The organism is Janthinobacterium sp. OK676, assembly GCF_900103595.1.
Classification (GTDB): domain Bacteria; phylum Pseudomonadota; class Gammaproteobacteria; order Burkholderiales; family Burkholderiaceae_D; genus Janthinobacterium.
Genome location: NZ_FNHA01000005.1, coordinates 262,440 through 285,909, shown reverse-complemented (window position 1 = coordinate 285,909; position 23,470 = coordinate 262,440). Strand labels below are relative to the sequence as shown.

Annotated in this window: 21 protein-coding genes; 6 read left to right on the top strand and 15 right to left on the bottom strand. The window is 65.0% G+C overall.

Features of this window, described 5'->3' with window-relative positions; genetic code table 11:
- Window positions 1-106 precede the first annotated feature (106 nt).
- The 3 genes from BLU39_RS12750 to BLU39_RS12740 all read left to right on the top strand — a co-directional run bounded on the left by BLU39_RS12750 (window position 107) and on the right by BLU39_RS12740 (window position 2,731).
- A complete protein-coding gene (locus tag BLU39_RS12750; protein WP_092713470.1) occupies window positions 107-481 on the top strand; it encodes a hypothetical protein in 375 nt (124 codons plus the stop codon).
- 35 nt (window positions 482-516) lie between these two features.
- Window positions 517-1,515, top strand: coding sequence for an SDR family oxidoreductase (locus BLU39_RS12745; RefSeq protein WP_092713468.1), 999 nt, complete (start codon window positions 517-519; stop codon window positions 1,513-1,515).
- Window positions 1,516-1,738: 223 nt separating this feature from the next.
- Window positions 1,739-2,731 (top strand): EDSAP-1 family PEP-CTERM protein, encoded by a 993-nt coding sequence (locus BLU39_RS12740; RefSeq protein ID WP_092713466.1) that lies wholly within the window; start codon window positions 1,739-1,741, stop codon window positions 2,729-2,731.
- Between the two features lie 67 nt (window positions 2,732-2,798).
- Here the strand turns inward: BLU39_RS12740 and BLU39_RS12735 are convergent, their stop codons facing one another.
- From BLU39_RS12735 to BLU39_RS12670, 14 genes are all read right to left on the bottom strand, one after another.
- Complete coding sequence (locus BLU39_RS12735) at window positions 2,799-3,872, bottom strand: LytR C-terminal domain-containing protein (protein ID WP_092713463.1); 1,074 nt, start codon at window positions 3,870-3,872, stop codon at window positions 2,799-2,801.
- A gap of 11 nt (window positions 3,873-3,883) precedes the next feature.
- Window positions 3,884-4,822 carry a type II secretion system F family protein gene (locus tag BLU39_RS12730; protein WP_092713461.1) on the bottom strand — a complete coding sequence of 313 codons (939 nt, stop codon included), beginning with the start codon at window positions 4,820-4,822 and terminating at the stop codon, window positions 3,884-3,886.
- 13 nt (window positions 4,823-4,835) lie between these two features.
- Window positions 4,836-5,813 (bottom strand): type II secretion system F family protein, encoded by a 978-nt coding sequence (locus BLU39_RS12725; RefSeq protein ID WP_092713459.1) that lies wholly within the window; start codon window positions 5,811-5,813, stop codon window positions 4,836-4,838.
- 16 nt (window positions 5,814-5,829) lie between these two features.
- Window positions 5,830-7,176, bottom strand: a complete 1,347-nt coding sequence (locus BLU39_RS12720; protein ID WP_092713653.1) for a TadA family conjugal transfer-associated ATPase — start codon at window positions 7,174-7,176, stop codon at window positions 5,830-5,832.
- Window positions 7,177-7,233: 57 nt separating this feature from the next.
- Window positions 7,234-8,403 (bottom strand): CpaE/TadZ family protein, encoded by a 1,170-nt coding sequence (locus BLU39_RS12715; RefSeq protein ID WP_092713457.1) that lies wholly within the window; start codon window positions 8,401-8,403, stop codon window positions 7,234-7,236.
- A 55-nt stretch (window positions 8,404-8,458) separates the two neighbouring features.
- A complete protein-coding gene (locus BLU39_RS12710) occupies window positions 8,459-9,064 on the bottom strand; it encodes a TadE/TadG family type IV pilus assembly protein (RefSeq protein WP_092713455.1) in 606 nt (201 codons plus the stop codon).
- Window positions 9,054-9,536, bottom strand: a complete 483-nt coding sequence (locus BLU39_RS12705) for a TadE/TadG family type IV pilus assembly protein (RefSeq protein WP_092713453.1) — start codon at window positions 9,534-9,536, stop codon at window positions 9,054-9,056. Before BLU39_RS12705 ends, BLU39_RS12710 begins: the two co-directional genes overlap by 11 nt.
- On the bottom strand, window positions 9,533-10,966 hold the full coding sequence (locus BLU39_RS12700; RefSeq protein WP_092713451.1) for a pilus assembly protein TadG-related protein: 1,434 nt from the start codon (window positions 10,964-10,966) through the stop codon (window positions 9,533-9,535). The genes BLU39_RS12705 and BLU39_RS12700 overlap by 4 nt, the downstream gene beginning before the upstream one ends.
- The gene (locus BLU39_RS12695; protein WP_092713449.1) at window positions 10,956-11,258 is read right to left on the bottom strand and encodes a hypothetical protein; all 303 of its coding nucleotides are present in this window, start codon (window positions 11,256-11,258) and stop codon (window positions 10,956-10,958) included. Before BLU39_RS12695 ends, BLU39_RS12700 begins: the two co-directional genes overlap by 11 nt.
- Window positions 11,259-11,274: 16 nt before the next feature.
- Complete coding sequence (locus BLU39_RS12690) at window positions 11,275-12,714, bottom strand: type II and III secretion system protein family protein (RefSeq protein ID WP_092713447.1); 1,440 nt, start codon at window positions 12,712-12,714, stop codon at window positions 11,275-11,277.
- A gap of 19 nt (window positions 12,715-12,733) precedes the next feature.
- Entirely contained in the window at window positions 12,734-13,594 is an 861-nt protein-coding gene (cpaB, locus tag BLU39_RS12685; protein ID WP_092713445.1) for a Flp pilus assembly protein CpaB, read from the bottom strand.
- Entirely contained in the window at window positions 13,591-14,964 is a 1,374-nt protein-coding gene (locus tag BLU39_RS12680; RefSeq protein WP_092713443.1) for an ATP-binding protein, read from the bottom strand. The genes cpaB and BLU39_RS12680 overlap by 4 nt, the downstream gene beginning before the upstream one ends.
- 93 nt (window positions 14,965-15,057) lie before the next feature.
- Window positions 15,058-15,591 (bottom strand): A24 family peptidase, encoded by a 534-nt coding sequence (locus tag BLU39_RS12675; protein WP_092713441.1) that lies wholly within the window; start codon window positions 15,589-15,591, stop codon window positions 15,058-15,060.
- Window positions 15,592-15,644: 53 nt separating this feature from the next.
- A complete protein-coding gene (locus BLU39_RS12670; protein ID WP_034752975.1) occupies window positions 15,645-15,827 on the bottom strand; it encodes a Flp family type IVb pilin in 183 nt (60 codons plus the stop codon).
- Window positions 15,828-16,308: 481 nt separating this feature from the next.
- On the opposite strand from BLU39_RS12670, the gene BLU39_RS12665 reads away from it, so the two are divergent.
- The gene (locus tag BLU39_RS12665) at window positions 16,309-17,355 is read left to right on the top strand and encodes a GGDEF domain-containing protein (protein WP_092713439.1); all 1,047 of its coding nucleotides are present in this window, start codon (window positions 16,309-16,311) and stop codon (window positions 17,353-17,355) included.
- On the opposite strand, the gene BLU39_RS12660 is transcribed toward BLU39_RS12665, so the two are convergent.
- The gene (locus BLU39_RS12660; RefSeq protein ID WP_092713437.1) at window positions 17,352-18,578 is read right to left on the bottom strand and encodes an HD-GYP domain-containing protein; all 1,227 of its coding nucleotides are present in this window, start codon (window positions 18,576-18,578) and stop codon (window positions 17,352-17,354) included. The genes BLU39_RS12665 and BLU39_RS12660 overlap by 4 nt on opposite strands.
- Before the next feature lie 137 nt (window positions 18,579-18,715).
- Between BLU39_RS12660 and BLU39_RS12655 the strand changes: the two genes are divergently transcribed.
- Both BLU39_RS12655 and BLU39_RS12650 read left to right on the top strand, forming a co-directional pair.
- Window positions 18,716-19,657: a LysR substrate-binding domain-containing protein gene (locus tag BLU39_RS12655; RefSeq protein ID WP_092713435.1), complete on the top strand. Its 942-nt coding sequence runs from the start codon at window positions 18,716-18,718 to the stop codon at window positions 19,655-19,657.
- A gap of 194 nt (window positions 19,658-19,851) precedes the next feature.
- Window positions 19,852-23,448, top strand: coding sequence for an indolepyruvate ferredoxin oxidoreductase family protein (locus BLU39_RS12650; protein ID WP_092713433.1), 3,597 nt, complete (start codon window positions 19,852-19,854; stop codon window positions 23,446-23,448).
- Window positions 23,449-23,470: the final 22 nt, after the last annotated feature.

The window sequence follows — 23,470 nt, the reverse complement described above, 5'->3', positions numbered from 1 at the left end:
TGGCGCAAACGCCGCATCGGCTTTGCGGCCACGATGGACGTTTCGACAGGCTGCCAGTGCCCCTCTGGCAGCCTGGACCTGTCATCAAGGGGCACAGGAGCCTATCATGCACAGCCTGAACATCCAAGCCATGCAATGGCAGCCCGTCGCCGATATTTCCGCCGTCAATCCGCTGCTGCCCGACGATCTCGCCTGCTTTCGCGAACTGCGCGACGTGCTGCAACGTTATGGCGCGCTCGACCGCTTTGGCATTTCCCTGATCCACCGCCATTTCGACATCGCCGACGACGAGGAATTGATGGAGTACACGGATGCGGAAGCACGCACCCTGACGGTAAAGCCTGTCAAGAAAAGCGACATCGACTGGCAGCACACGACGATTACCAACTGGAAATTGACGGAAGACGAGGAAGTGGCGCGCATCGGTTGCGGCTGCGCGCGCAATTCGGGTGGCCACCTCGGCTATCACCGCGGTACCTGAACCTGCCAATTGCCGCGCCCTTGAAAGGTCCTGCCATGGATGATCCCAAACTCAGCAAGTCACGCCGCAGCTTTGTCGAAGGCATGGCCGGCGGCGCACTGGCCGCCTTCGCCGTGCCCACGGCGGCACAGCCGGCGGAGGCGCCGGTGCCCGCCGGACCCAGGCCGCTGGCACCCGGCTATCCGCGCCCGCCTTTTCCCGTCCAGCAGCAGCCGTGGCCGGGCCTGGCCAGCCGCATGCAGCCCCGGCCCGACCATGGCGAAACCAGTTACAAGGGATCGGGGCGCCTGCTGGGGCGCAAGGCCTTGATCACGGGCGGCGATTCCGGCATCGGGCGGGCGGCGGCCATCGCCTTTGCGCGCGAAGGCGCCGACGTGGCCATCAACTACCTGCCGGCCGAAGAGTCCGATGCGCAGGAAGTGTTGCAGCTGATCCGCGCGGCCGGGCGCAAGGCCGTGGCCATCCCTGGCGACATCAAAAGCGAGGCGTTTTGCCAGCGCCTGGTCAGCGAAGCGGCCCGCCAGCTGGGTGGCCTGGATATTCTGGTCAACAATGCGGGACGGCAATTCTCGCGCGACTCCATCCTCGACATCAGCACGGCGCAGTTTGACGACACCTTCAAGACCAATGTCTACGCCATGTTCTGGATCACGAAAGCGGCCGTGCCCCTGCTGCCAGCCGGCGCCAGCATCATCAATACCGCCTCCGTGAATGCCTACGATCCCGGCGAGAACATCATCGATTACGCCGCCACCAAGGGCGCGATCATGATCTTTACCAAAGGGCTGGCCAAGCAGCTGGCGAAACAGAACATCCGCGTCAATGCCGTCGCGCCCGGCCCCTTCTGGACGGCATTGCAAGTGACGGGCGGGCAATCACCGGACAAGATTCCCGCGTTCGGCCAGGACACGCCCATGGGACGCCCGGGGCAGCCGGCGGAACTGGCGGCCGTGTATGTGTTGCTGGCATCCCCGGAATCGAGTTACGCCACTGGCCAGGTGTATGGCGCCGTCGGCGGGCGCGGCGGTCCCTAGCACGCAGTGACGCCGGTGCCGGCACCACCCGCCAGGCGCCGTCGGCCTTTCTTACACTTTGCTTCAACCGGCTCAGTTCGCTTTGCACAAGTACTTGATTCCATGTGATTTTTTTGTGTGGCACGCAAGCTGCTTATCACTGTCTACGAGATGAATCCAGGCAGGTCATTCTGGATTTTTCATCCCCCGGATTTTCCGAGACTGACTACGATAAGAGGCTGCGATGAACATCGATCACACACGAAGCAAGACCCTGGGCTGGCTGGGCGCACTGGCGGCGGCAAGCTTGCTTGCCAGCGGCCAGGCGCAGGCCGGTGCGTACGGCCTGGCCGTCAACGAGTTGAACACTTTCCGCATCACCACCAGCGCCGGCGCGCTGTCGCTGGCCGGCGCCAACCGCAATGCCAGCGACAGCGCCTTCTTCGAGGGCGGCGTGGCCGTCAATCCGCGCGCCGTCAATACGGGCCCGGCCGCCAACGCGGACGTGCTGCAAGTATGTTCGGGCGGCGGCTGCAGCGGCTTGCCGCAAAATAACTACGCACCCAGCCCCAGTTCCACCCTGGAGTTCGCCCGCGGCGACGCGCATGCCTTTGGCAATATGCTCACGGCCGCCGGCTCCACCGTGCGCGCCGTTGCGGAAGCACAGCGCGACACGGTCGGCGCCGCCACGGCCACGGCGGGTGACACGCTCACCGGCTCCGTCAACCTGACCCTGTCGAGCGCCGGCTTCATCACCTTCAACTTCATGGCGCGGCGCGACCTGCGCACCAGCGTGACGACGATGGGCGACAAGTCGAACGTGTCGATCATGGATATCTTCAATATCTCGTGCAATACTTCCAGTCCCGTGGGCTGCCTGTCGCGCGCGAACGCCGATGGCGTGATCTTCCAGTTCGCGCCCGATGGCGACGCCAGCAATGGCAGCGACATCAACGGCAACCATACGGTCGGCAGCCTCGATCCCTTCAGCCTGAACATGACGGCCGGCACCAACGACCCGGCCACCGGGCGCGCCTTCACGAATGGCTTTGCGATGTTTTCGCTGACGTCGAATTTCGCCCTGCCCGCCGGCAGCTACACCATGAACTTTTCGAAGTCCACGCGCACCGATATCGTCGTCATCGACCCCCTGCAGGTACCGGAGCCAGGCACCCTGTTCCTGCTGGGCACGGGATTGGCGGCCCTGGCCTTTACGCGCCGCCGGCAGCCGACATAATCAGCAGCATGAAAAAAACGCGGCGCCCGTCAAGGCGCCGCGTTTTTTTTGTGCCGCTCAAAACGTGTTAACCGAGCCGTGCCAGCGCCCGGCGCGCCATCTGCAATTGCTGCAGATAATAGCGGTGCAGCATGGCGGGATCGGTGAGGTCGCGCCCCAATACCAGGCGCAGTTCGCTGGCAGGGCAGTCGGCGGCCTGGGTCTGTACTTGAGCGCCCAGCTGGCGGGCCAGCTGGCGCGCCGCCTGTTCTTGCGCGGGCCGGTATTCGACGCGCGTGCGCGCCACCTGGAAGCGGGTTTCATTGGCCAGGCGCACCACCTGCACGGGCGCGCCAGCCAGGCTGCGCGCCAGCGCGGCGGCCAGACCGGGCACGCCGTTGCCATTCACGATTTCCAGGCGCGGATGCGGCACGCTGGCTGCCGGTGCAAGCGCCACAGACTGCGACGCGGCAGCGGGCACGCTGCGCACGACGGCCGGCGGCACGCGCCGCAGGCGGGCCAGACCATCGCTCTGCGTGATCTCCACGCGCGCCATGGCGGGCACATCCCGTGTCTGCGCCTCCGCCGGCACGGGCTGTGGCGACTGCTCGCCGTGCAATAACGCCATGTCGCGCCGCACATCGTGTTCCTGCAAGCTGCTCGCCTGGCGCCGCATGACGGCGGCGCGCTCGTGCTGCCCCAGCCGTTCCAGCACCTGCGCCAGATGCCGCCAGGCCAGCGCATTGAGCGGGTCGAGCAGACAGGCCTGTTCCAGCGCAGTCAACGCCTGCGCATCGCGCCCGCTTAAATAATAGGCATGACCGAGATTGCTGAACAGATAGGCCTGCCGTGGCTGCGGCGTGCCCGCCTCCTGCGTCAAGGCCAGCCAATGGGCGATCGCCGCGTCGTGGTCGCCCCGCTGCGCATGCAGCACGGCCAGGCCGTTGCGCGCGTTCACGTGGCGCGGTGCGGCGCGCAAGGCTTGTTCATAGGCCGCTTGCGCCGCCGGCAAATCGCCCCGCTCGAAATGCTGGCGCCCCGCCGCATAGGCGGCATCGGCGTCGGGCCACGCTGGCAACAGCGCGTGGGCCAGCTGGGTGGTACAGGCGGCCAGGCCCAGGCAGGCGCAGGCGGCGGCCAGGCGGGAAATCATCAAGCGCATGGTAGCTCCTTTCAGCGGCTGGCCATGGCCGGCACGAGCACGCGATAGACTTCGATCACGGCCGGCCCCATGAGCACCAGCATCAGGGTGGGAAAGACGCAAAAGATCAGCGGGAACAGCAGTTTCAGGGCGATCTTCGCTGCTGCCTCTTCTGCAAGCAGGCTGCGCTTGCCGCGCAGGTTTTCCGAATGCACGCGCAGCGAATCGCCCATGCTGGTACCGAAGCGCTCCGATTGAATCAGCATGGCGACCAAGGTGTCGACGTCTTCCACGCCGCTGCGCAGGGCCAGGTTGCGCAGCGCCTTTTCCTTGGAAAAGCCGGCGCGCATTTCCATCAGCACCAGCTGCAATTCCTGCGCCAGCACCACGCTCTTGATATGGATTTCGCCCGACACCTTCACCAGCGCCCGCTCCAGGCTCAGGCCCGCTTCCACGCACACGGTCAGCAAATCGAGCGCGTCGGGAATGTTTTCAAAGATGTCGCGCTGGCGCCGCTTGGCCGTGCTGGCCAGCACCAGATTGGGCAGGTAATAGCCGACGGTGGCGCTGACGCACAGCAGCAACAGCAGCACGCTGCGCAACTGCGCCGCCATGGCGCTGGCCGCATACAGGCCCAGCACGGTGGGAAACAGCAGGGCCAGCACGGTTTTCGCCGCGAAGTACAGGGCCGGCGCGCTGGCTTGGCGCCAGCCCGCGTTCATGAAGCGCGTGCGCAGCGGCGAGCGTTCCCAGCCCTCTTCCGGCAGCGACAGCTTGCTGAACGGCTGCGCCACGCGCGCCACGCGCTCCACCCAGCCGTTTTCCACCACCACATCGCTGGCGGCCGGCGTCATGGAACCGAACAGGCGCTGGCGCAAGGCGCCGGGAAAGAAGATCAGCCACGCCAGCAGGGCCAGCGCCACCACCACGGCAAAGACGATCAACAGAAACAGCAGTTGTGCGCCGCTCATGCCACCTCCTGTTTTATATCCGGATACGGATGACGTTGCGCATCCACACCACGCCCAGCGCCACCATGCCGGCCGCGTACCACAGCAGTTTGATGCCGCTGGGATCGGTCCACAGCAGGCTGATGTATTGCGGGTTGACCAGCGCCATGACGCCGATCATCACCACCGGCATCAGCCCCAGCACCCAGGCCGACATGCGACCCTCGGCCGACAGCACGCGCACTTGCCCCAGCAGTTTTAGCCGGGCGCGGATGATGCGCGCGATGCTGACCAGCACCTCGGCCAGGTTGCCGCCCGATTCGCGCTGCACCAGCACGGCGATGACGAGGTAGCGCAAGTCCGTCAGCGGTATGCGCGCGGCCAGGTTTTGCAGCGCCTCGTTCATCGGCACGCCGTAATTGATCTCTTCGTGCGCCATCTTGAATTCGCCGCTGATCGGCTCATTGAGTTCATCGCCCACCATCTGCAGCACGTTCGAAAACGAGTGCCCGGCGCGCAGCGCGCGGGCCAGGAAATCGGCCGCTTCCGGCAGTTGCGCCTCGATCTTTTTCAGCCGCGCCGCGCGCGCGCGCAGCACGCACAAACACGGCGCGCTCGCGGCGCAGGACAGCAGCAGCAAGGCGCCGGGCAAGGGCATGGACCAGACAGCCAACAGCAGCAAGGCCGCCAGCAGCAAGGCGCCCGTGCCGCCCAGGAATTGCGCCACCGACCAGGACAAGCCCGATTGCAGCAGCAGCTGGTCGAGCTTTGCGGCCTGCGGCAAGCGCCGCAGCCAGCGTTCCAGGCCGGGCGAACGCGCATAGCGACGCTGCTTGAGGATGGAGACCCGTTCGCCGCCCCCTTCGCCGCGCGCCGCCATCAGCCGCAGGCGCCGGTTGATGCGCCGCGCCGCGCTGCCATGCGTGCCCGACCACCACAGCCAGACGCCTTCCACCATCAGGATGCAGGCGGCGAACAGCAGCACGGCAAAGCCATAGAAGACCAGGTCCATGATTCCTCCCTCGTTTTTACTCGTAGATGCGGTCGGGATCGAAGACCGTATCGGGCACGGGCGCGCCGAACATGCGCAAGCGCTCCGTGAAACGGGGCCGCACGCCCGTGGCGCAGAAGTGGCCCTGCACCTTGCCATCGGCATCGACGCCCGTCTGCTCGAAGCGGAAGATTTCATGCATGGCGATGATGTCGCCTTCCATTCCCGTCACTTCCTGCAGGCTGACCAGCTTGCGCGCGCCGTCCGTCAGGCGCGACACTTGCATCACCACCGTCACGGCCGAACAGATCTGCTGGCGCGTGGCGCGCGGCGTCAGGTTCACGTTGGCCATGCCGACCATGTTTTCCAGCCGCGCCAGCGCGTCGCGCGCCGTGTTCGAGTGAATGGTCGCCAGCGAACCTTCATGGCCCGTGTTCATCGCCTGCAGCATGTCGAGCGCCTCGGCGCCGCGCACCTCGCCCAGGATGATGCGGTCGGGCCGCATGCGCAGCGCATTGCGCACCAGCGCGCGCTGGCTCACTTCGCCCTTGCCCTCGATGTTGGGCGGGCGCGTTTCCAGGCGTACCACGTGCGGCTGGCGCAGCGCCAGTTCGGCCGCATCCTCGATGGTGACGATGCGCTCGCTGCCGGGAATGAAGCCGGACAGCACGTTGAGCAGGGTCGTCTTGCCGCTGCCCGTGCCGCCCGAGATCAGGATGTTGACCTTGGCCTGGCCCAGCGCCTGCAGCACCTGCACCATGGGCGGCGTCAGGCTCTTGTAGTCGAGCAGATTGGCGATCGTCAAAGGCTGCACGGCGAAGCGCCGGATCGATAAAATCGGCCCATCGACGGCCAGCGGCGGAATGATGGCGTTCACGCGCGAACCATCGGGCAGGCGCGCGTCGACCATCGGGCTCGATTCATCGACGCGCCGCCCCACGCGCGAGACGATCTTTTCGATGATCTTCATCAGGTGCGCATTGTCGTGGAAGGTCACGTCCGTCAGCTGCAGCCGCCCGCCCCGCTCCACGTACACCTTGTCGCAGGTATTGACGAGGATGTCGGACACGCTGGCGTCGGCCAGCAAGGGTTCGAGCGGGCCAAAGCCCAGCATCTCGTGCTGGATGTCGAGCACCAGGCTGTGGCGCTCGTGCTGGTTCAGCACGATGCGTTCTTCCTCGATCACGCGCTGCACCAGCAGCGCCAGCTCGTGCTTGAACTGCTCGGCCGTCAGGCGTTTCAAGCGTTCCAGGTCGATACGGTCGAGTATCGTCTGGTGCATGGTCTTTTTCAGTTCCTGGTAGGCGTGCAGCGCCAGCGCGCCTTGTCCATTGCTGGCGGGACGCGCCGTTTCATTTGCCGCCAGGCGTTCGCGTAAAGTCATCTCGGCTCCCATGATGGCTCCCGACGGGAGCCTTGACATCGTTCATCGGCGACCGCGTCAAGCCTCGCTGCGGCTGAACAAGCGGTCGAACAGGCCGCGGCTTTCCGTCACGCGGCGCGCCGTCACCAGTTCCACCAGTTCGGCCAGGCTGCGCGCCACGGCGCTGGTGCGCGACAGCTGCAGCAGCGGAATGCCCTGGTTGACGGAATCGGTGGCGGCGATGTAATCGTTGGGCACCGTATGCACCACTTCCGCGCCCAGCGCCTGCTCCAGGTCCGCCAGGCGCAACCGCCCGCCCTTCTCATAGCGGTTGACGATCAGGCGCAGGCGTTCGCCCGGATAGCCGAGCGAGCGGAAAATATCGAGCAGGCGGCGCCCGTCGCGGATGTCGGGCAAGGCCAGCTGCAGCACCGGATAGATGGCGTCGGCGTTGTCGAGCGCGCGCAGCGACAGCGCATCGATCTGGCGTCCCACGTCGAGCACGATGTAGTCGTAATGCTGGCGCGCCACGGCCAGGATGCGGTCCATGTGCTCGGGCTGCATGTCGACCTTGTGCGACGGGTCGTCGGCCGCCGCCAGCACGCCGAAGTTCGGCGTCACGTGCACCAGGCACGAAGCGAGGAAGGCGCCATCCATGCGCGCGATCTGGGCGCAGATGTCGGACAGGGTCATGGCCGGCTTCTGGTCCGAGACATATAAGGTGGCGTCGCCGAACTGGCCGTGCAGGTCGATCAGCAGCACCTTGCAGCCGGCCAGGCTGGCCAGCGCGTAGGAAAAATTCGTCGACAAAAAAGTGGCGCCGCTGCCGCCCTTGCACGAGATGAAGGCGAGCACTTTGCCATCGCGCATCTGCGTCACGCCCGCCTGGATATCGACCCTGTCCATCGCCTCGTGAAAGGCCTTGTGCACCAGCGGCAGCTGCAGCACTTCGCGCATGCCGGCGCGCATGGCGCGTATCAGGACATCCTGCTGCTGGCCGCGCGTGAGCAGCATCAGGACCGCCAGCGGATACTGGCGCGCCAGTCGCTCGAGCAGGTCGGCTTCATCGGCATCGATGCCGCTGGCGTCGACGATCACCAGTTCCGGCGCTTCCGGCAGCATGCGCTCGACGGCGTCGCGCAGGCCGCTGCGCCGTTCCAGCAGGCGCAGCACGGGCATGCGGGCCGCCCCCTGTGCGGCAATTTCATCGTGCAAGTTGGCGTCACGGCTAATCATCAAGGCTTTCATCGCACTTCCTCGCTTCTTTCAGGTCTACACATTCGGCTGCGCCGCCAAGTGGCGCTCAAGGACAAAAGCCGGGATTGTCCGGATACCCCAGCGACTCGGCCACCGCCATGGTGGCGCCGCTGGGCAGGCGCACGGCGCTTGCGCCGGACGGGAACATCATCCCCAGCAGCGGCAGGATGGGCCTGTACGGCACGCTCTCGCAGCGCCCGCCATCGCCGGGCACGCACAGGCGTGCGCGCACGAAACGGATGCAACTGGCGCCGTGCGGATCGTCCAGACAATTGATGCGGTTACGCTGCGGGCAACCGGGCATCACCGTCACCGGAACGGCCGCCAGTGCGGCGCCGCCGGCCTGCGACAGATAATCGATGCGCACATACGCGTCGCTGATGCCGCCGCCGAGCGGCAGCACGCCCGGCGCGGCCCGCAGCACGGCGTGCGTGCGCACGTCCTGCAGCGCACTTGCGTTGCTGAAATCGGCAACGGCCGCACCGCGCGCGGCACGCCGCGTGATTTCATGCACCATATTCCATAAATACACGGCGCGCGCCACTTCCAGCAGGGCAAACAGGAACAGAAAGAACAGCAGCGCCAGCATGGCGAACTCGACAGCGAATACGCCGTCCTGCCGCTGCCGCCGGGGGTGCGGATTAATGAACATAGCGCAATGTCGCATTGGCACGCAGCGAGATCGGCGCCAGTTGCGGCAGCCACTTGCGCGTCAGCTCGGGCAAGATATCGACAGGCATCTCCACGGACAACTTGATGCGCACCTGCAGCGGCGCCGTCGCAGAATTGCCGCAGTTATAGGCATCGTCGGCATACACGCATTCCACGACGACCTTGCTGCTGCTCATGCCTGGCCAGGATTCCAGCATCGCCTGGCGCACCATCTGCCGGGCAAACACGGCGCCCTGCTCCGCCGCATCGGCATTGACCATCTGCGGCAGCGGCATGGTCGCCAGGTAGCGCGCCGCATCGTGCGCGCTTTTCTGCAGGGCCGTGTACGCCAGCAGCGCGCGGCCGAACAGCAGCACGAAAGGCAACAGGCCCATGAAAAACAGCATGATGAGCGCCAGCTCGATGGCGGCGACACCCTCCTGGCGGCGTGGCGCGCGGCAGGCCGGCCTCATTGCAGCAGCTCCGCGGGGCCCACCAGCGCGCCCTCGGCCACCAGGCCGTCAAATTCGGCGCTCAGCACGCCATTGCTGGCCGGCGCCGTCATGAAGAAGCGGCCGATACCGCGCACCTGCGCCAGCACGTCGCTGCCGGCCGGCAGCGGACAAGCCAGCAGGGGAATATGCAGCAGGCGCCGCTGCGCCACGCCCGTGTTGCCGGTCGGCGCCGTCTGGTACGCCAGCGTCTGGTATGGCGGCGTGGCCGGATAGCCAGACTTGGCGGCCGGCGCGGCAGGGCTGGCCGGATACAGCTTGGGCCAGTCGCTGGTGGCGAACGGCAAATAGCCGCCGGCCGGCTTCACGCTGCTGTATTTGGCCGCCTTGGCAAACGACCACAATGGGCCATAACCGCCGACCGCGGGCGGCGTCGCGTTCGCTTCCGGATCGGCCACGGACAGCAGCGGATTGCCTGTGCTCAGGGCGCTCGGCGCGTCGGGCGTGTTCGTCATCCACCAGTTCGTGGCCGTATTCGGATAGGCGCGGATATTCGTGTCGGGCGGCGCCGTGATCGTATGGCAGCCGCTGCCCGCATGCTGGTTGAAGCGCGCGTTGAAGGCCGGCCACAAGGTGGCGGGAAAGGGCCGGTGCACGTGCACCTGGGCGCCACCGATGCGCGGATACAGCACCGTGCCGCTGCACACAAACGGCAGCACGCTCGATTCGCCGACCTGCTGCGACGGTCCCAGCACGCCCGGCGGGCCCAGTGGATTGAGCACGAAATGTTCGGCCGCAGGGCCGTTCGGGTTGAGTTTCAATAGGTTATACGCCACGCCACGGCGAAAGCCATATTCCAGCAACTCGACGGCCGGCAGCAGCGCCGCATTCGTGCGCGGGCTGGCCGCGCTGGCAGACAGCGCGCAGATGGCCAGCGGTGTCAGGTTCAGGCTGGTACGCCCCGCCACGGCGCGCGCGCCCGTGTCCAGGGTGCGCAGCGCCGGCGACCAGGCGCCCAGGAACGCCGTCGTCACCCGCCCCAGCGACGGTGTATTGGCCTGCGTATCGACGCGCACGAACAGGGCCGTGGCGGGATCGGGCACGGCGCCCGCCGCATGCCAGGCACTGGCGGGCGCATCTGGCGCGCTGGCGAAACGGATGCTGGCGTCCGACAGGATGGCGCCTTGCATGCGGCGGCGCCACGCGCTCTTGTCGGCCGCGCTGCTCTTGGCCTTCGTCACGGCGCTGTCCAGCCCTTCGGGCGTGCCCACCAGTTCCGCGGCCGCCGCCAGCGCCGCGTTGTCGGCCAGGTTCTGCAATTCCGTCTTGCGGCCGATGACCTGGCCCACGTCGAGCGCCAGGCCGATAAAACCCAGCACCAGGATGAGCAGGATGGAAAAGGCGATCAGCATCGCCCCGCGCTGACGCTGGCCCTGGCGTCTATTTGCCATTGCCGCCTCCCAGCATGAATTGCACCGGCTGCGGCGCCTGGCCGTTCGGTTCGACGAACGAGGCACGGTAGCGCTGCATGACGGCGTGCGCGCTGGGGCCGTCGAGCCCGTCGGCAGGCTGGCGATTGCCCGCGCTGGCCGGGTAACGGACCTGTTGCGCCATGGCCAGGCGCACGGCGTCGCCGAAGCGCGGGTCCAGCTGCGGCGTGCTGCTGTGCGCGCAGGCGGCCATTTGCAGGGCAAGGACCAGGGCGGCCAGGCGCCGCAGCGATGTCAGGAACGAGTTCGGCATGGCGTATCTCCCCGTCTCATTTCAACTCGAAGCCGTTGGCCGCGCGCGGTGGCGGCACGGACGGCGGCGCCAGCGGCAAACTGCCTTCCATCTTGCCGCGCAACATCAAGTCCGTGCGCGAGGGCGGCGCCAGTTGCGCCGTCGGCAGCGCGGCATCGGCCGGCAAGGGTTTCACGAGGTGCGCGGTAATGACGAACAACAATTCCGTGCGGTCATGCTGGAAGTCCGTGCTGCGAAACAGCGCGCCGAGAATCGGCAGTTCGCTGAGCCAGGGCACGCCCGTGATGTTGCTCACCTGGTTGTTCTTGATCAGGCCGCCGATGGCATAGCTCTGGCCGTCGTACAGCTGCACCGTGGTCGAAGCGCGCCGCGTGGTGATCACGGGCAAAATCGAGCGTCCGCTGACGCCGGCGGCGGAAATGCCCACCCCTTCGCGCGACAGTTCCGACACTTCCGGCGCCACCTTCAGATTGATGCGCCCGCCCGACAGCACGGTGGGCGTAAAACGCAGGCCGACGCCATACTCGCGCTCTTCCAGGGTGATCTTGTTGTTGTCCTGGCCGACGGGAATGAAAATCTTGCCGCCGGCCAGAAAACTGCCCTCCTGCCCGCTGATCGCCATCACCGTCGGCTCGGCCAGGATGCGCACCAGGCCATCCTGCTTCTGCGCCTCGATGGTCAGCTGCTGGCCATTCGACTTGCGCACGTCGAGCAAGCCATTGGCCGTGCCGCTCAGGAAATTCGACAGCAAGGTGGTGGCCCAGCTGCCGGAAGCAAAACGCAGGGTGGCGCCCACTTCCAGCCGCTCCAGCAGCGACTTCGATACTTCGGCGATCTGCACGGCCAGCATCACCTGCTGCGGCGCGCTGACGTCGAGCATATTGATGATGCGGCTGTTCGCGCTGCCAGCACCGCCAGCGGGCGCCGCGGCAACAAGCGGCATGGCGGCGCCATCGGCAGGCTTGGGCAGCGCCAGCGGTACAGTTGCGCGGCGCACATAGGCGTGGGCCAGTTCGACGGCGCGCAGCACGGCGCCCGCATCCTGTACCGTGCCCGACAGCACCAGGGTATCGGCCACGGCCGTCACGCGGATGGCTTTTTCTTCCGGCATCAGGGCCGCCAGGGTCGTTTGCAGGCCGGACGGATCCATGCTGACGCTGACGTTCACCGCGCTGCACACGCCGCTGCGTCCCTGGATGATCATGTTCGTGCTGCCCACGTCGACGCCGACCACATATAAGGTGTCGGGCGCCACCAGCATGGCTTGCAGCACGGCCGGATTGCCGACGCTGCGGGCCAGCACGGCCTCGGGCAGGCGCAGCATGCTCGACTTACCCACTTGCAGCTGCAAGTTGCCCGGTGTCGCCGCTTCGCCGCCGCAGCGGGGGCCAGGATCGGCTGCCGCGCCGGCAAGCGGCAACAGCAGGCAGCACAGTGTCAGCAGAGCGCGGTTCATGAGCGTGTCCATGGTTGAGCTAAAAACATTCGCGCGACTGGCGCGCCCCATCGATGACGGCGCTGCACTGGCGCTGAGGCTCCGGCGGCGCCTTCGCCACGCGCACCGGACGCGGCGCGGCGGCCAGCACGGGTGCGGCGGCAGGCGCGGTAGCGGGCTCGGCTTCGTGCGGCCCGCCCAGCAGGGTCAGCTTGGTGGCGCCCGCCGTCACCCCCGGCTGCGGGTCGACCTGGTTGCGCAGCACCAGCGACAGGCTGCCCACGCTGCGCGCCAGGTCCAGGTTTTCCGCCTGTTCCGGCGTCACTTCCAGGGTCACGGCATTGACCACGCGCGGCTTGGTCTCGTCGCGTCCCACTTCCTGCGCCACGGCCAGCACGAGGATGCGTTCGAGCACGATCTTGGAAATATTGCGGCTTTGCGGAAACGCACGGTCGCCGGCATCGTGCTGGGTACTGACGATGATGTCGACATAGTTGCCCGGCAAGGCGAAGCCGGCCACGCCGATCACGTCGTTGACGCGCACGGTGATGGCGCGCCGCCCTTCCGTGATCAGGGCCGACAAGCCGCCCAGGGTGCCGGCCGGCGCCAGCTTCGCTTCGCTCAGCGGCTCGCCGCGCAGCACGCTGGTTTTCAGCACCCGTCCCGCCAGTTTTGCCGGGTCTTGCAGCGCGCCTTGCGGCAAGCTTTCCGCCGGCCACTCGGCCAGGCGCAGCATCTCGGGCGTCAGGCGCTGGCCCAGGTTGACATCGGTGGAGGCAACGACGATCTTGCCCTTGCCGGCCGGCGTCTGGCGCAGCAGCCAGTGCGAGGCCAGCAGCACGGCCAGCAGACCCAGCACCACAGCCAGGGCCATCATCATGAGGGCGCGCCGGTTCTTCATGCGATACGCTCGCACAGGCTGGCGGACGGTACGTCGCAGCTGGCAAACAGGCTGCTCCAGGCCTGCTCCAGGGCGGCCACCGTCAGGCGCGCTTCGCAGCCGGCAAAGCCGGCGAAGTCGCCTATGCGCGCCAGCAATTCCTGCGGATAGCTGGCCAGCAAGGGCCGTCCCTGCGCGCCATGCAGCTGCAGCAAATGATTCATGGCCAGCTCATCGATGCTCATGCCGGCCAGCCGGCATTGCTGGCGGAACAGCGCGCGATAGGCGTTCTCGGCCAGCGGCCCCACCTGCACCTTGTAGCCGATGCGACGCAGCAAGGCGGCGTCAAACAGCTCGCCCGGCGGCACGTTCGTGGCCAGCACGAGGGCATTATCGAACGGCACACTGATCTGCACGCCGCCGGGCAAGGCCAGCTGGTCGCTGCCGCGCGCCAGCGGCTGCATCAGCCGCGTCAGCAGTTCTTGCGCGCCCAGGCGCTGGCGGCCCAGGTCGTCGATGATCAGCATGCCGTTATTCGCCCGCACATGGGGCGGCGCCTGGTAGCAGCCGCCGCTGGCGTCATGGCGCAGCTCCAGCATGCCGGCATCGAGCTCGGCGCCCACGTGGATCACGGGACGCTGGCACAGCACCCAGCGGATATCCGTGCTGCGCCGTTCCAGCGCCTGGCGCGCATGGCTGACGTGCTGCGACGCGGGCGGCAGGTGCTGGGCCGGATCGTACAGCTGGATGATGTCGTGGCCGACGACGATGGCGTGCGGCACGGCGACGAGACCGTGCAGCAATTGCCCCAGTTGCAACGCCAGGGTCGACTTGCCGCTGCCGGACGGACCGTACAGCAGCAGCGAGCGTCCCGAATGCAGGGCCGCGCCGACCACGTCGAGCATGCCGGGACCCGCGTGGGCGCCACCGAGCACGGCGGCTAGGTCGTCGCTGCCGACGCGCTGTTCCTGCGCCAGCCACGACTGGCGCGCCACCATGGCGCGGTACGCTTCCAGCGTGACGGGCGCGGCGCCGATATACGCGCAGCGTTCGAGGAAGGCGCCGGCGCGCTGCTTGCCGGCGCTCGTCAGCTGGTACTGCACGTCGATATCGGATTCGCCGCGCCAGGCCACTTCGGCCATCTGCTCCGTCACCATGAAATCGAGCACTTCGCGCAAGACATTGATTGACAGGCGCAGGCGCGTCGTCAGCGCGGACAGGTGCGTCTTGCCGCCCACAAACATCAGCTTGGCGATCAATTCGACGACCAGCGAGCGCTCGAGCCCCGTTTCACGCAAGCTCTTCGGCTGCGGCGGCAAGGGCGGCATCAGGTTCGCGTCGGCGGGGCGCGGCGTGCTGTCGGTGCTCATGGAATAGTCGACCTCGGTCATGCTGCGTCTCCAAGCCGGTTAAGAGGGCATTCAACAAAATTCATTCTAGCGAGCGGACACTGGCGTCCATTGATTCAGAGCAATAAATGCCAATCAGAAATACTGCCGCCCTTGCACCACCAGACAGCCCAGGGCAATGGCCAGTCCATACGGCATATTGCCCACGCTGGCGCCGCTGCCGAGCGCGTTGGGCGCCAGGGGAATGCCGGCCATGCGCGCGATCATCGGCCACAGCAACTGGCGCAGATTGGCCAGGCAGGCGCGCCACTTGCCCTGCCAGGTGATCATCAGCACGGCCATCACGCCGCCCAGAACAAACGTGGCGAAACAGATCTGCAGCACGGGCCAGGGACCGGCAAAGGCGCCCACCATGGCGATCAATTTGACGTCGCCGGCGGCCATGCCGCGCAGCGCGTACAACGGTAGAAACAGGAAGAAACCCGTGGCCATGCCGCCCAGCCACGACGGCAGCACGCTTTGCGGCCACAGCCACAGGTGCAAGGCCAGGGCGGCGAGGATGCCCGACAAGACCAGACCATTCGGAATCTTGCGGCGGATCAAATCACTGACGGCGGCCCCCGTCACGAAGCACAGCAACAGCAGGTCGCACAAGGCAGTTGCAGGCATGGCACACCTCCCGAAAAAAACCCGCCACCGGCCGGCCGATGGCGGGCACCCGCTTAGGGCGTCAACACCAGGTTCGACGAAATATCGGTGAGGACGGCCAGCAAGTTGGTCTTGATCAGCAAGAAACCGGCCGTGATGGCGGTAGCCATCAAGGCCGCAATCAGGCCGTATTCGATTGCCGTAATGCCATCCTCATCCTTGACAAACTGCTGTACTGCCGACAGGAAGGTATGCATGACAAGCTCCCAAAAGTGAATCACAAGTCCCTGGCGCAATCGGGTGTGAAACATTGCCCTTTCCTGCTAATATGTTTCCTGCCGTAAATTTCTGCGCCATTACATTGACTATAAAGCGTCCACGTTTTGGCAAATTGACGCGCCACAAGTTTCCATATGGAAATTATCAAACCTTGGTGAAATGGCGGCTGACGCAAACAAATGTTGCGATCAGGATTGAAAGCCTGCGTCAGGGCAAGTTTTTTGCAATGTAGTGCATGAATCTCATGTATTTACATGAAATATTGCATACGTTAATTGCCTATTAGGCAAAAAGACATTATCCTGCTTAGCTCTTCTTTGGAAAGGCCTCTCGCCCGGCGGTACAGAGCGTCATGCCACCAAATAAATCTTGGCTTCTTGTAGACGGACGCGAACATGCTCTTGCTTGATGCAATGCTGGTATGACGACACTTGTGTGACCACTTTCCAGAGATCGACAATGGATTCCCTACTGAAACACATGGTGGACATGACCGGGCATCGCGACCACACGATGCTCGACATCTCCGTGATCTCGGCCGTCCAGGAACTCGCTGCCGCGTCGCAGACCCGTGTGCTGGCCCTGACCACCGTGCGTGGCCAGGTGTTCGTGCGGTCGCGGGCCATCATCGTGGCGGGCAGCGTGGCCCGCATGGAAGAGCATAGCGATCCTACCCTGCCGGGTGAACCGCTGTCCGACTACCCGGCACTGGCCGCCTGCATCAAGCGCCATGAAGCGAGCGCCGACACCCTGTGCGCGGACGGCCGCCACCTGCTGTGGCTGCCCATCTGGATCGGCGACCAGGTCACCACCTGCCTGGAAATCACCAATCCCACGCCCTACACGGGCGCCACGATCCAGGTGATCGGCGGCATCGTCAGCGTGTACCGCAATTTCCAGAACCTGCTCGACTACAGCGAACGCGATTCGCTTACCGGCTTGTTGAACCGCAAGACCTTCGACGACCAGCTGGCGAAAATCCTGCACAGCCGCGGCGAACCGGAAGCGGAAAGGCCGCGTCCCGTCGATGAAGAACGGCGCCACCACACGGACACGGAACGCCAATGGCTGGCCGTGATCGACGTCGATCATTTCAAACTGGTCAACGATAAGTTTGGCCACCTGTACGGCGATGAGGTGCTGATCCTGATCGCCAACCAGCTGCAATCGTCGTTCCGCTCGCAAGACCGCATCTTCCGCTTCGGCGGCGAGGAATTCGTCGTGCTGCTGCGCTCGATCACCCTGGAAAATGCGCAGAAAATCATCGACCGCTTCCGCACCAACGTCGAGGCGCACGACTTCCCGCAAGTGGGCAGAGTGACCGTCAGCGTGGGCTTCGTCAGCATCAACGCCTACGAGGCGCCCGTCATCATTCTCGGCCGCGCCGACCAGGCCCTGTATTACGCCAAGAGCCATGGCCGCAACCTGGCATGCCACTACGACGAACTCGTCGCCAAGGGCTTGTTAACGACTATTACCTCGAACGATACGGCAGAGTTTTTCTAAGCATCCGCCAGGGAAAGAAAACGCATGGGATCGACCTGCCACTTGGCGGCCGACTCATGGCCAACGATCTTGTCGGCGCCGCCAAAACCGAAGCCGCGCGACAAATCGACCGTTTCCGGCTTGATGTAGGTCTTGCTCTTCGTACTGAAAAACACATTCACTTTGGGCGCCAGCAGATTGCTTTCGTGCGCCTCGATGACGACGGCCAGGCGGCCCGATTCCAGCATCACCATGGTGCCTACCGGATAGATACCCACGCAGCGCATGAAGTCCTGCGCGAACACGGGGTTGAAGTGGAATTTGCTCCATTCATAGATCTTGCGCAAGGCTTCGGCTGCGGGAATGCCCTTGTGATAGCTGCGGTCCGACGTCAGCGCGTCATACACGTCGACAATGGCCGCCATCTGCGCCAGTTCGCTGATGGCGTCGCCGGCCAGCTGGTCCGGGTAGCCGCTGCCGTCGCGCCGTTCGTGGTGGTGCAAGGTGATGTCGAGGGGAATCGCGCCCACTTCGGGCGACTGGCGCAGGATGTCATAGCCGTCGCGCGGATGGCGCTTGATCTGGGCAAATTCTTCCGAACTCAGGGGGCCTGGCTTGTTCAGCACGCTGTCGGGCACCAGGGCCTTGCCCGTATCGTGCAGCAAGCCGCCGAGGCCGGCCTGGTGCGTGGTAGCCGCATCGATGCCGCGCGAGCGGCAAAACGCCACCAGCAGCGCGCACACGCTGACGGAATGCAAAAAGGTGTAGTCATCCTTGCTCTTGATGCGCAACAAGCCGACGAGGGCGCCGGGATTGCGCAGGATCGATTCGGTAATATCCTGCACCGTGTGCTGCACGCGGTCGAGCTCGACAGCCTTGCCCAGACGCACGTCGGCCATCACCGTGCGCACCAGGCTCGCCGCCTGACGCCGCACCTGCGTGGCGCGCGCCAGTTCCATGCCCAGCGACACGCGCGTGACCACTTGCGGCGCCGCGGCGATCTGCACCAGCTCGCGTTCCGTGTCAGCCTGGGCCTGCGCCACGGTGGGCGCGTCCTGCACGTCGAGGCCCTTGCCGCTGTCGATCACCACGTCGTGGATGCCGGCCTGCATGATCTTGCGGATTTCATCGTCGCTGCGCAACAGGAAACGGTTACGCACGAATGGATGCGTCATCCAGTCGCAGCTGAGGTCATGAATGTACATGCCCACTTTTAATTGAGACGAATCAACTTTCTTGAGCATGCTGTCATCCCACAAATACGCGGCTGGAGCACCGAAGGCGCTAGAATGAGTATAACAAAATTGTTATTCTGCTGGCCGCGTTCGGCGCTGCGGCGCAATATGCTGCTTTTCCGACCACCGCACCGCTACTGGGACCCATGGAACTGCGCCAATTACGCTACTTTGTTGCCATCGTCGACCACGGCTCGCTGTCGCGCGCGGCCCTGATCCTGCACGTGGCGCAGCCGGCCCTGACGCAGCAGTTGCGCCAGCTGGAAGAGGAACTGGGCGTGCAGCTGCTGCACCGCTCGGCCCAGGGCGTGCTCAGCACGGACGCGGGCAAGGTGTTTTACGAACATGCGCAAGCGATTTTGAAACAGGTGGCCGACGCCCGCTCGGCCGTCACGCAAAGCGCCACGCGGCCATCCGGCAATGTCACCCTGGGATTGCCGCACAGTATCTCCGGCGCCCTGGCCCTGCCCCTGCTGCTGGCCGCGCGCGAACGCTACCCCGAAATCACCTTGCAGCTGACGGAAGAAATCACGGGCAACCTCAATGAACAACTGAAATCGGGCCGCATCAACCTGGCCGTGCTGTTCGACGATGGCCAGCTGACGCCGTTTGCCTGCTGTCCCCTGGTGGAAGAAGAGATGCGTTTCATCTGCCGCAGCGATTCGCCGTTCGCGCCCACGGGCTCGGCGCTGTCGTTCCCGCAAGCATTGAGCGCCACGCTGATCCTGCCGGGCCTGCAGCATGGCGTGCGCCCGCGCATCGACAGCCGTGCCCGCGAACTGGGCCTCGAGACGGCGAACGTGATCGAAATCAACTCGATCGCCATCCTGAAATCGGCCATCCTGGCCGGCATGGGTGCCACCATCCTGCCCGCCGCGCCGCTGCTGGCCGAACTCGACAGCGGCGCCATGCGCAGCTACGCCATCCACAGCCCCGTCCTGTCGCGCACGGTGGCCCTGTGCGCCTCGAAAAACATTCCCCTGACGAACGCAGGCAACGCCGTGAAAAATCTGGTACTGCAAGTGGCCGCCGAGCTGTGCGGCAGCGGGCGCTGGGTGGGCGCGCACGTGCTCTCGCCCATGACATAAGTATTTCTTATACCCCCATCGGCAAACCATATTTGCCCCTCTTCCCCGCTCGTTCTACACTGACCACATTAACTATTTTAAATTTAAAATAGTTATGTGCCGCCCACACGCGGCCATCCCGTCTGCACAGCGCGCGCCTTACCGGGCGCGTTCCTTGTACAGCCGTCATCTGAAACACCCTTTTGGAGACAGCCATGTCCGTGACCACGGAAAACGGCTCCGCAGCGTTCGCTAGAAACGCCGGTGCCGCGCCATCTACCCCTCTTGAGCCTTCCCGTTTGACCACCGTCAGCCTCGACGACAAATACACGGCCACCACCGGCGCCATCTTCCTGTCCGGCATCCAGGCCCTCGTACGCCTGCCCATGATGCAGCGCCTGCGCGACCAGGCCGCAGGATTGAACACGGCCGGCTTCATTTCCGGCTACCGCGGCTCGCCCCTGGGCGGCCTCGATGAAAACCTGTGGAAAGCCAAGAAACAGCTGGAAGCGCACCACGTGCAGTTCGTGCCCGGCGTCAACGAAGACCTGGCCGCGACCGCCGTCTGGGGTTCGCAGCAGGTCGACCTGATCGGCCCGGCCAAGTACGACGGCGTATTTGCCATGTGGTACGGCAAGGGCCCTGGCGTGGACCGCTGCGGCGATGTCTTCAAGCACATGAACCATGCGGGAACGGCCAAGCTGGGCGGCGTGCTGCTGGTGGCCGGCGACGATCACGGCGCGTATTCATCGACCCTGCCGCACCAGTCCGATCATTTGTTCTCCGCCTCGATGATCCCCGTCCTGTATCCATGCAATGTGCAGGAATACCTGGACCTGGGCATCCACGGCTGGGCCATGTCGCGCTTTTCCGGCTGCACGGTGGCCTTCAAGGCGCTGGCCGACACGGTCGAATCGTCGGCCTCCATCGATGCCGACCCGTTCCGCGTGGAAGTGAAAATTCCGCAGGATTTCCAGATGCCCGAAGGCGGCCTGAACGCGCGCCTGTCGAGCATCCCGCTGGGCCAGCAGGCGCGCAACCAGGAAGCGCTGATGCAGGATTACAAGATCTATGCAGCCCTCGCTTACGCGCGCGAAAACAAGCTCAACCACACCACCATCGACAGCCCGAACGCCAAGCTGGGCATCATCGCGTCCGGCAAGTCCTACCTGGACGTGCTCGAGGCGCTGGAAGAGCTGGGCATCGACGAGCAAATGGCGGCCGACGTCGGCATGCGGCTGTTCAAGGTCGCCATGCCGTGGCCGCTGGAACCGGACAGCGTGCGCGAATTCGCGCAAGGCCTCGATGAAATCCTCGTTGTCGAAGAAAAACGCCAGATCGTCGAATACCAGTTAAAAGAGCAGCTGTACAACTGGCGCGACGACGTGCGCCCGCGCGTGATCGGCAAGTTCGACGAAAAAGGCGAATGGGTGGCGCCGCGCGGCGAATGGCTGCTGACCTCGAAGGCGGATTTTTCCGTCTCGCAAGTGGCGCGGGTCATCGCCAGCCGCATCGCGCGCCTGATTTCCGACCCCGTCACGTGCGACCTGATCAAGGCGAGATTAAGTTTCCTCGACGCCAAGGATGCGGTCTTGAAGAAAGCCGTAAACACGCCGTTCCGTCCCGCCTTTTACTGCTCCGGCTGCCCGCACAACACCTCGACCAAGGTGCCGGACGGCAGCCTGGCGCTGGCCGGCATCGGCTGCCACGTGATGGCCACGTCGATCTACCCGGAAATGAACAAGCTGACCACGCACATGGGCGGCGAAGGCGCGCCGTGGATCGGGCAAGCCGCGTTTTCCGAGCTGCCGCACGTGTTCCAGAACCTCGGCGACGGCACCTACTTTCATTCCGGCTATCTGGCCATCCGCGCCGCGCAGGCGGCCAAGGTCAACATCACTTATAAAATCCTCTACAACGATGCCGTCGCCATGACGGGCGGCCAGCCCGTGGACGGCCTCATCACCGTGCCCATGATGGCGCAGCAGGTGGCGGCCGAAGGCATCGCCCGCATCGCGCTGGTCACGGAAGATTTATCGCGCTATAGCGACCGCAGCAACCTGCCCGCCCACCTGACCTTGCACGACCGCAAGGACATGGATGCCGTGCAGCGCGAATTGCGCGAAGTACCGGGCGTGTCCGTGCTGATCTACGACCAGACCTGCGCGGCCGAGAAACGCCGGCGCCGCAAGAAAGGCGAGTATCCGGACATAGCCAAACGCATGGTCATCAACGACGCCGTCTGCGAAGGCTGCGGCGACTGCGGCGTGCAATCGAACTGCGTGTCGATCTTGCCGAAAGAAACGGAATTTGGCCGCAAGCGCACCATCGACCAATCCTCGTGCAACAAGGATTACTCGTGCGCCAAGGGTTTCTGCCCCAGCTTCGTCACGGTCGAAGGCGGCAGCCTGAAGAAGACCAAGACGGGCGCGAGCAAAGCAGGCGAGACGGACAACTTCGGCCCCCTGCCGGAACCCGTCCTGCCTGCTTGCGACGCGCCGTACAACATCCTGATCAACGGCATCGGCGGCACCGGTGTCATCACCGTCGGCGCCCTGATGGGCATGGCGGCGCACCTGGAAGGCAAGGGCGCGTCCGTGCTGGACATGACGGGCATGTCGCAAAAGAACGGTTCCGTCACCTCGCACGTGAAAATCGCCAGGTCGCCCGCGCACATCCGCGCCCAGCGCATCGCCACGGGCGAAGCGGACCTGATCCTGGGCTGCGACATGCTGACGGCCGGCGCGCAGGATGCCGTGTCGAAAATGCGTCCGGGCCGCAGCCTGGCCGTCGTCAACCTGCACGAGCAGCCGCCGGGCACGTTTGCACAGAATGCGGACTGGCAATATCCGGCGGCCGAAGTGCGCCAGCTGATCGAGGAATCCGTCGGCGGCGCCGACGCGGCCGACTTTATCGACGCGACAAAACTGGCCACCGCGCTGATGGGCGACTCGATTGCCGCCAACCTGTTCATGCTCGGCTACGCCTGGCAAAAGGGCCGTATCCCCTTGAGCGAAGCGGCCCTGCTGCGCGCCATCGAATTGAATGGCGTGGGCATCGAATCGAACAAGAAAAGCTTCCTGTGGGGCCGCCGCGCCGCCGTCGACGTGCGCAAGGTGACACAAATCGCCACGCCGTCGCAAGCGATCATCGTGCAAATGCCGCAAAGCCTCGACAGCGTCATCAAGAAGCGCGTGGAGTTCCTCACCGCCTACCAGAACGCCGCGTATGCGGATGGTTATGCGACCTTGGTGAAACAGGTGCGCGACCGCGAAAACACCCTGGGACTGGGCCAGAAACTGTCGATGGCTGTCGCCAAGAGCTACTTCAAATTGCTGGCCTACAAGGATGAATACGAAGTGGCGCGCCTGTACACGGATGGCCGTTTCGTCGAGCAATTGCAGCAGCAGTTCGAAGGGAATTTCTCCGTCAAATTCAACCTGGCGCCGCCGCTGTTCGCCAAGAAAGATGCCAAGGGCCACCTCGTGAAAGCGGAGTTCGGTTCCTGGATGTGGCGCGCCTTCAAGCTGCTGGCCAAAGCCAAAGGACTGCGGGGCGGCACCTTCGACCTCTTCGGTTATACGGCTGAGCGCAAGATGGAACGCGCGCTGATCGTCGAATACCGCGAACTGCTGGCCGGCCTGCTGGTCAACCTGACGGCGGACAAGCTGGCGACCTGCGTGGAACTGGCATCGCTGCCCGAGAAAATCCGCGGCTTCGGCCACGTCAAGGAAGCGGCAGTCGACACGTATCGCAAGGATAAGGCCAGATTGCTGGCGGTGCTCGCGGATGGCAGCAAGCACGCGGCATAAAAGACAACGCAGAGCCTCGGCT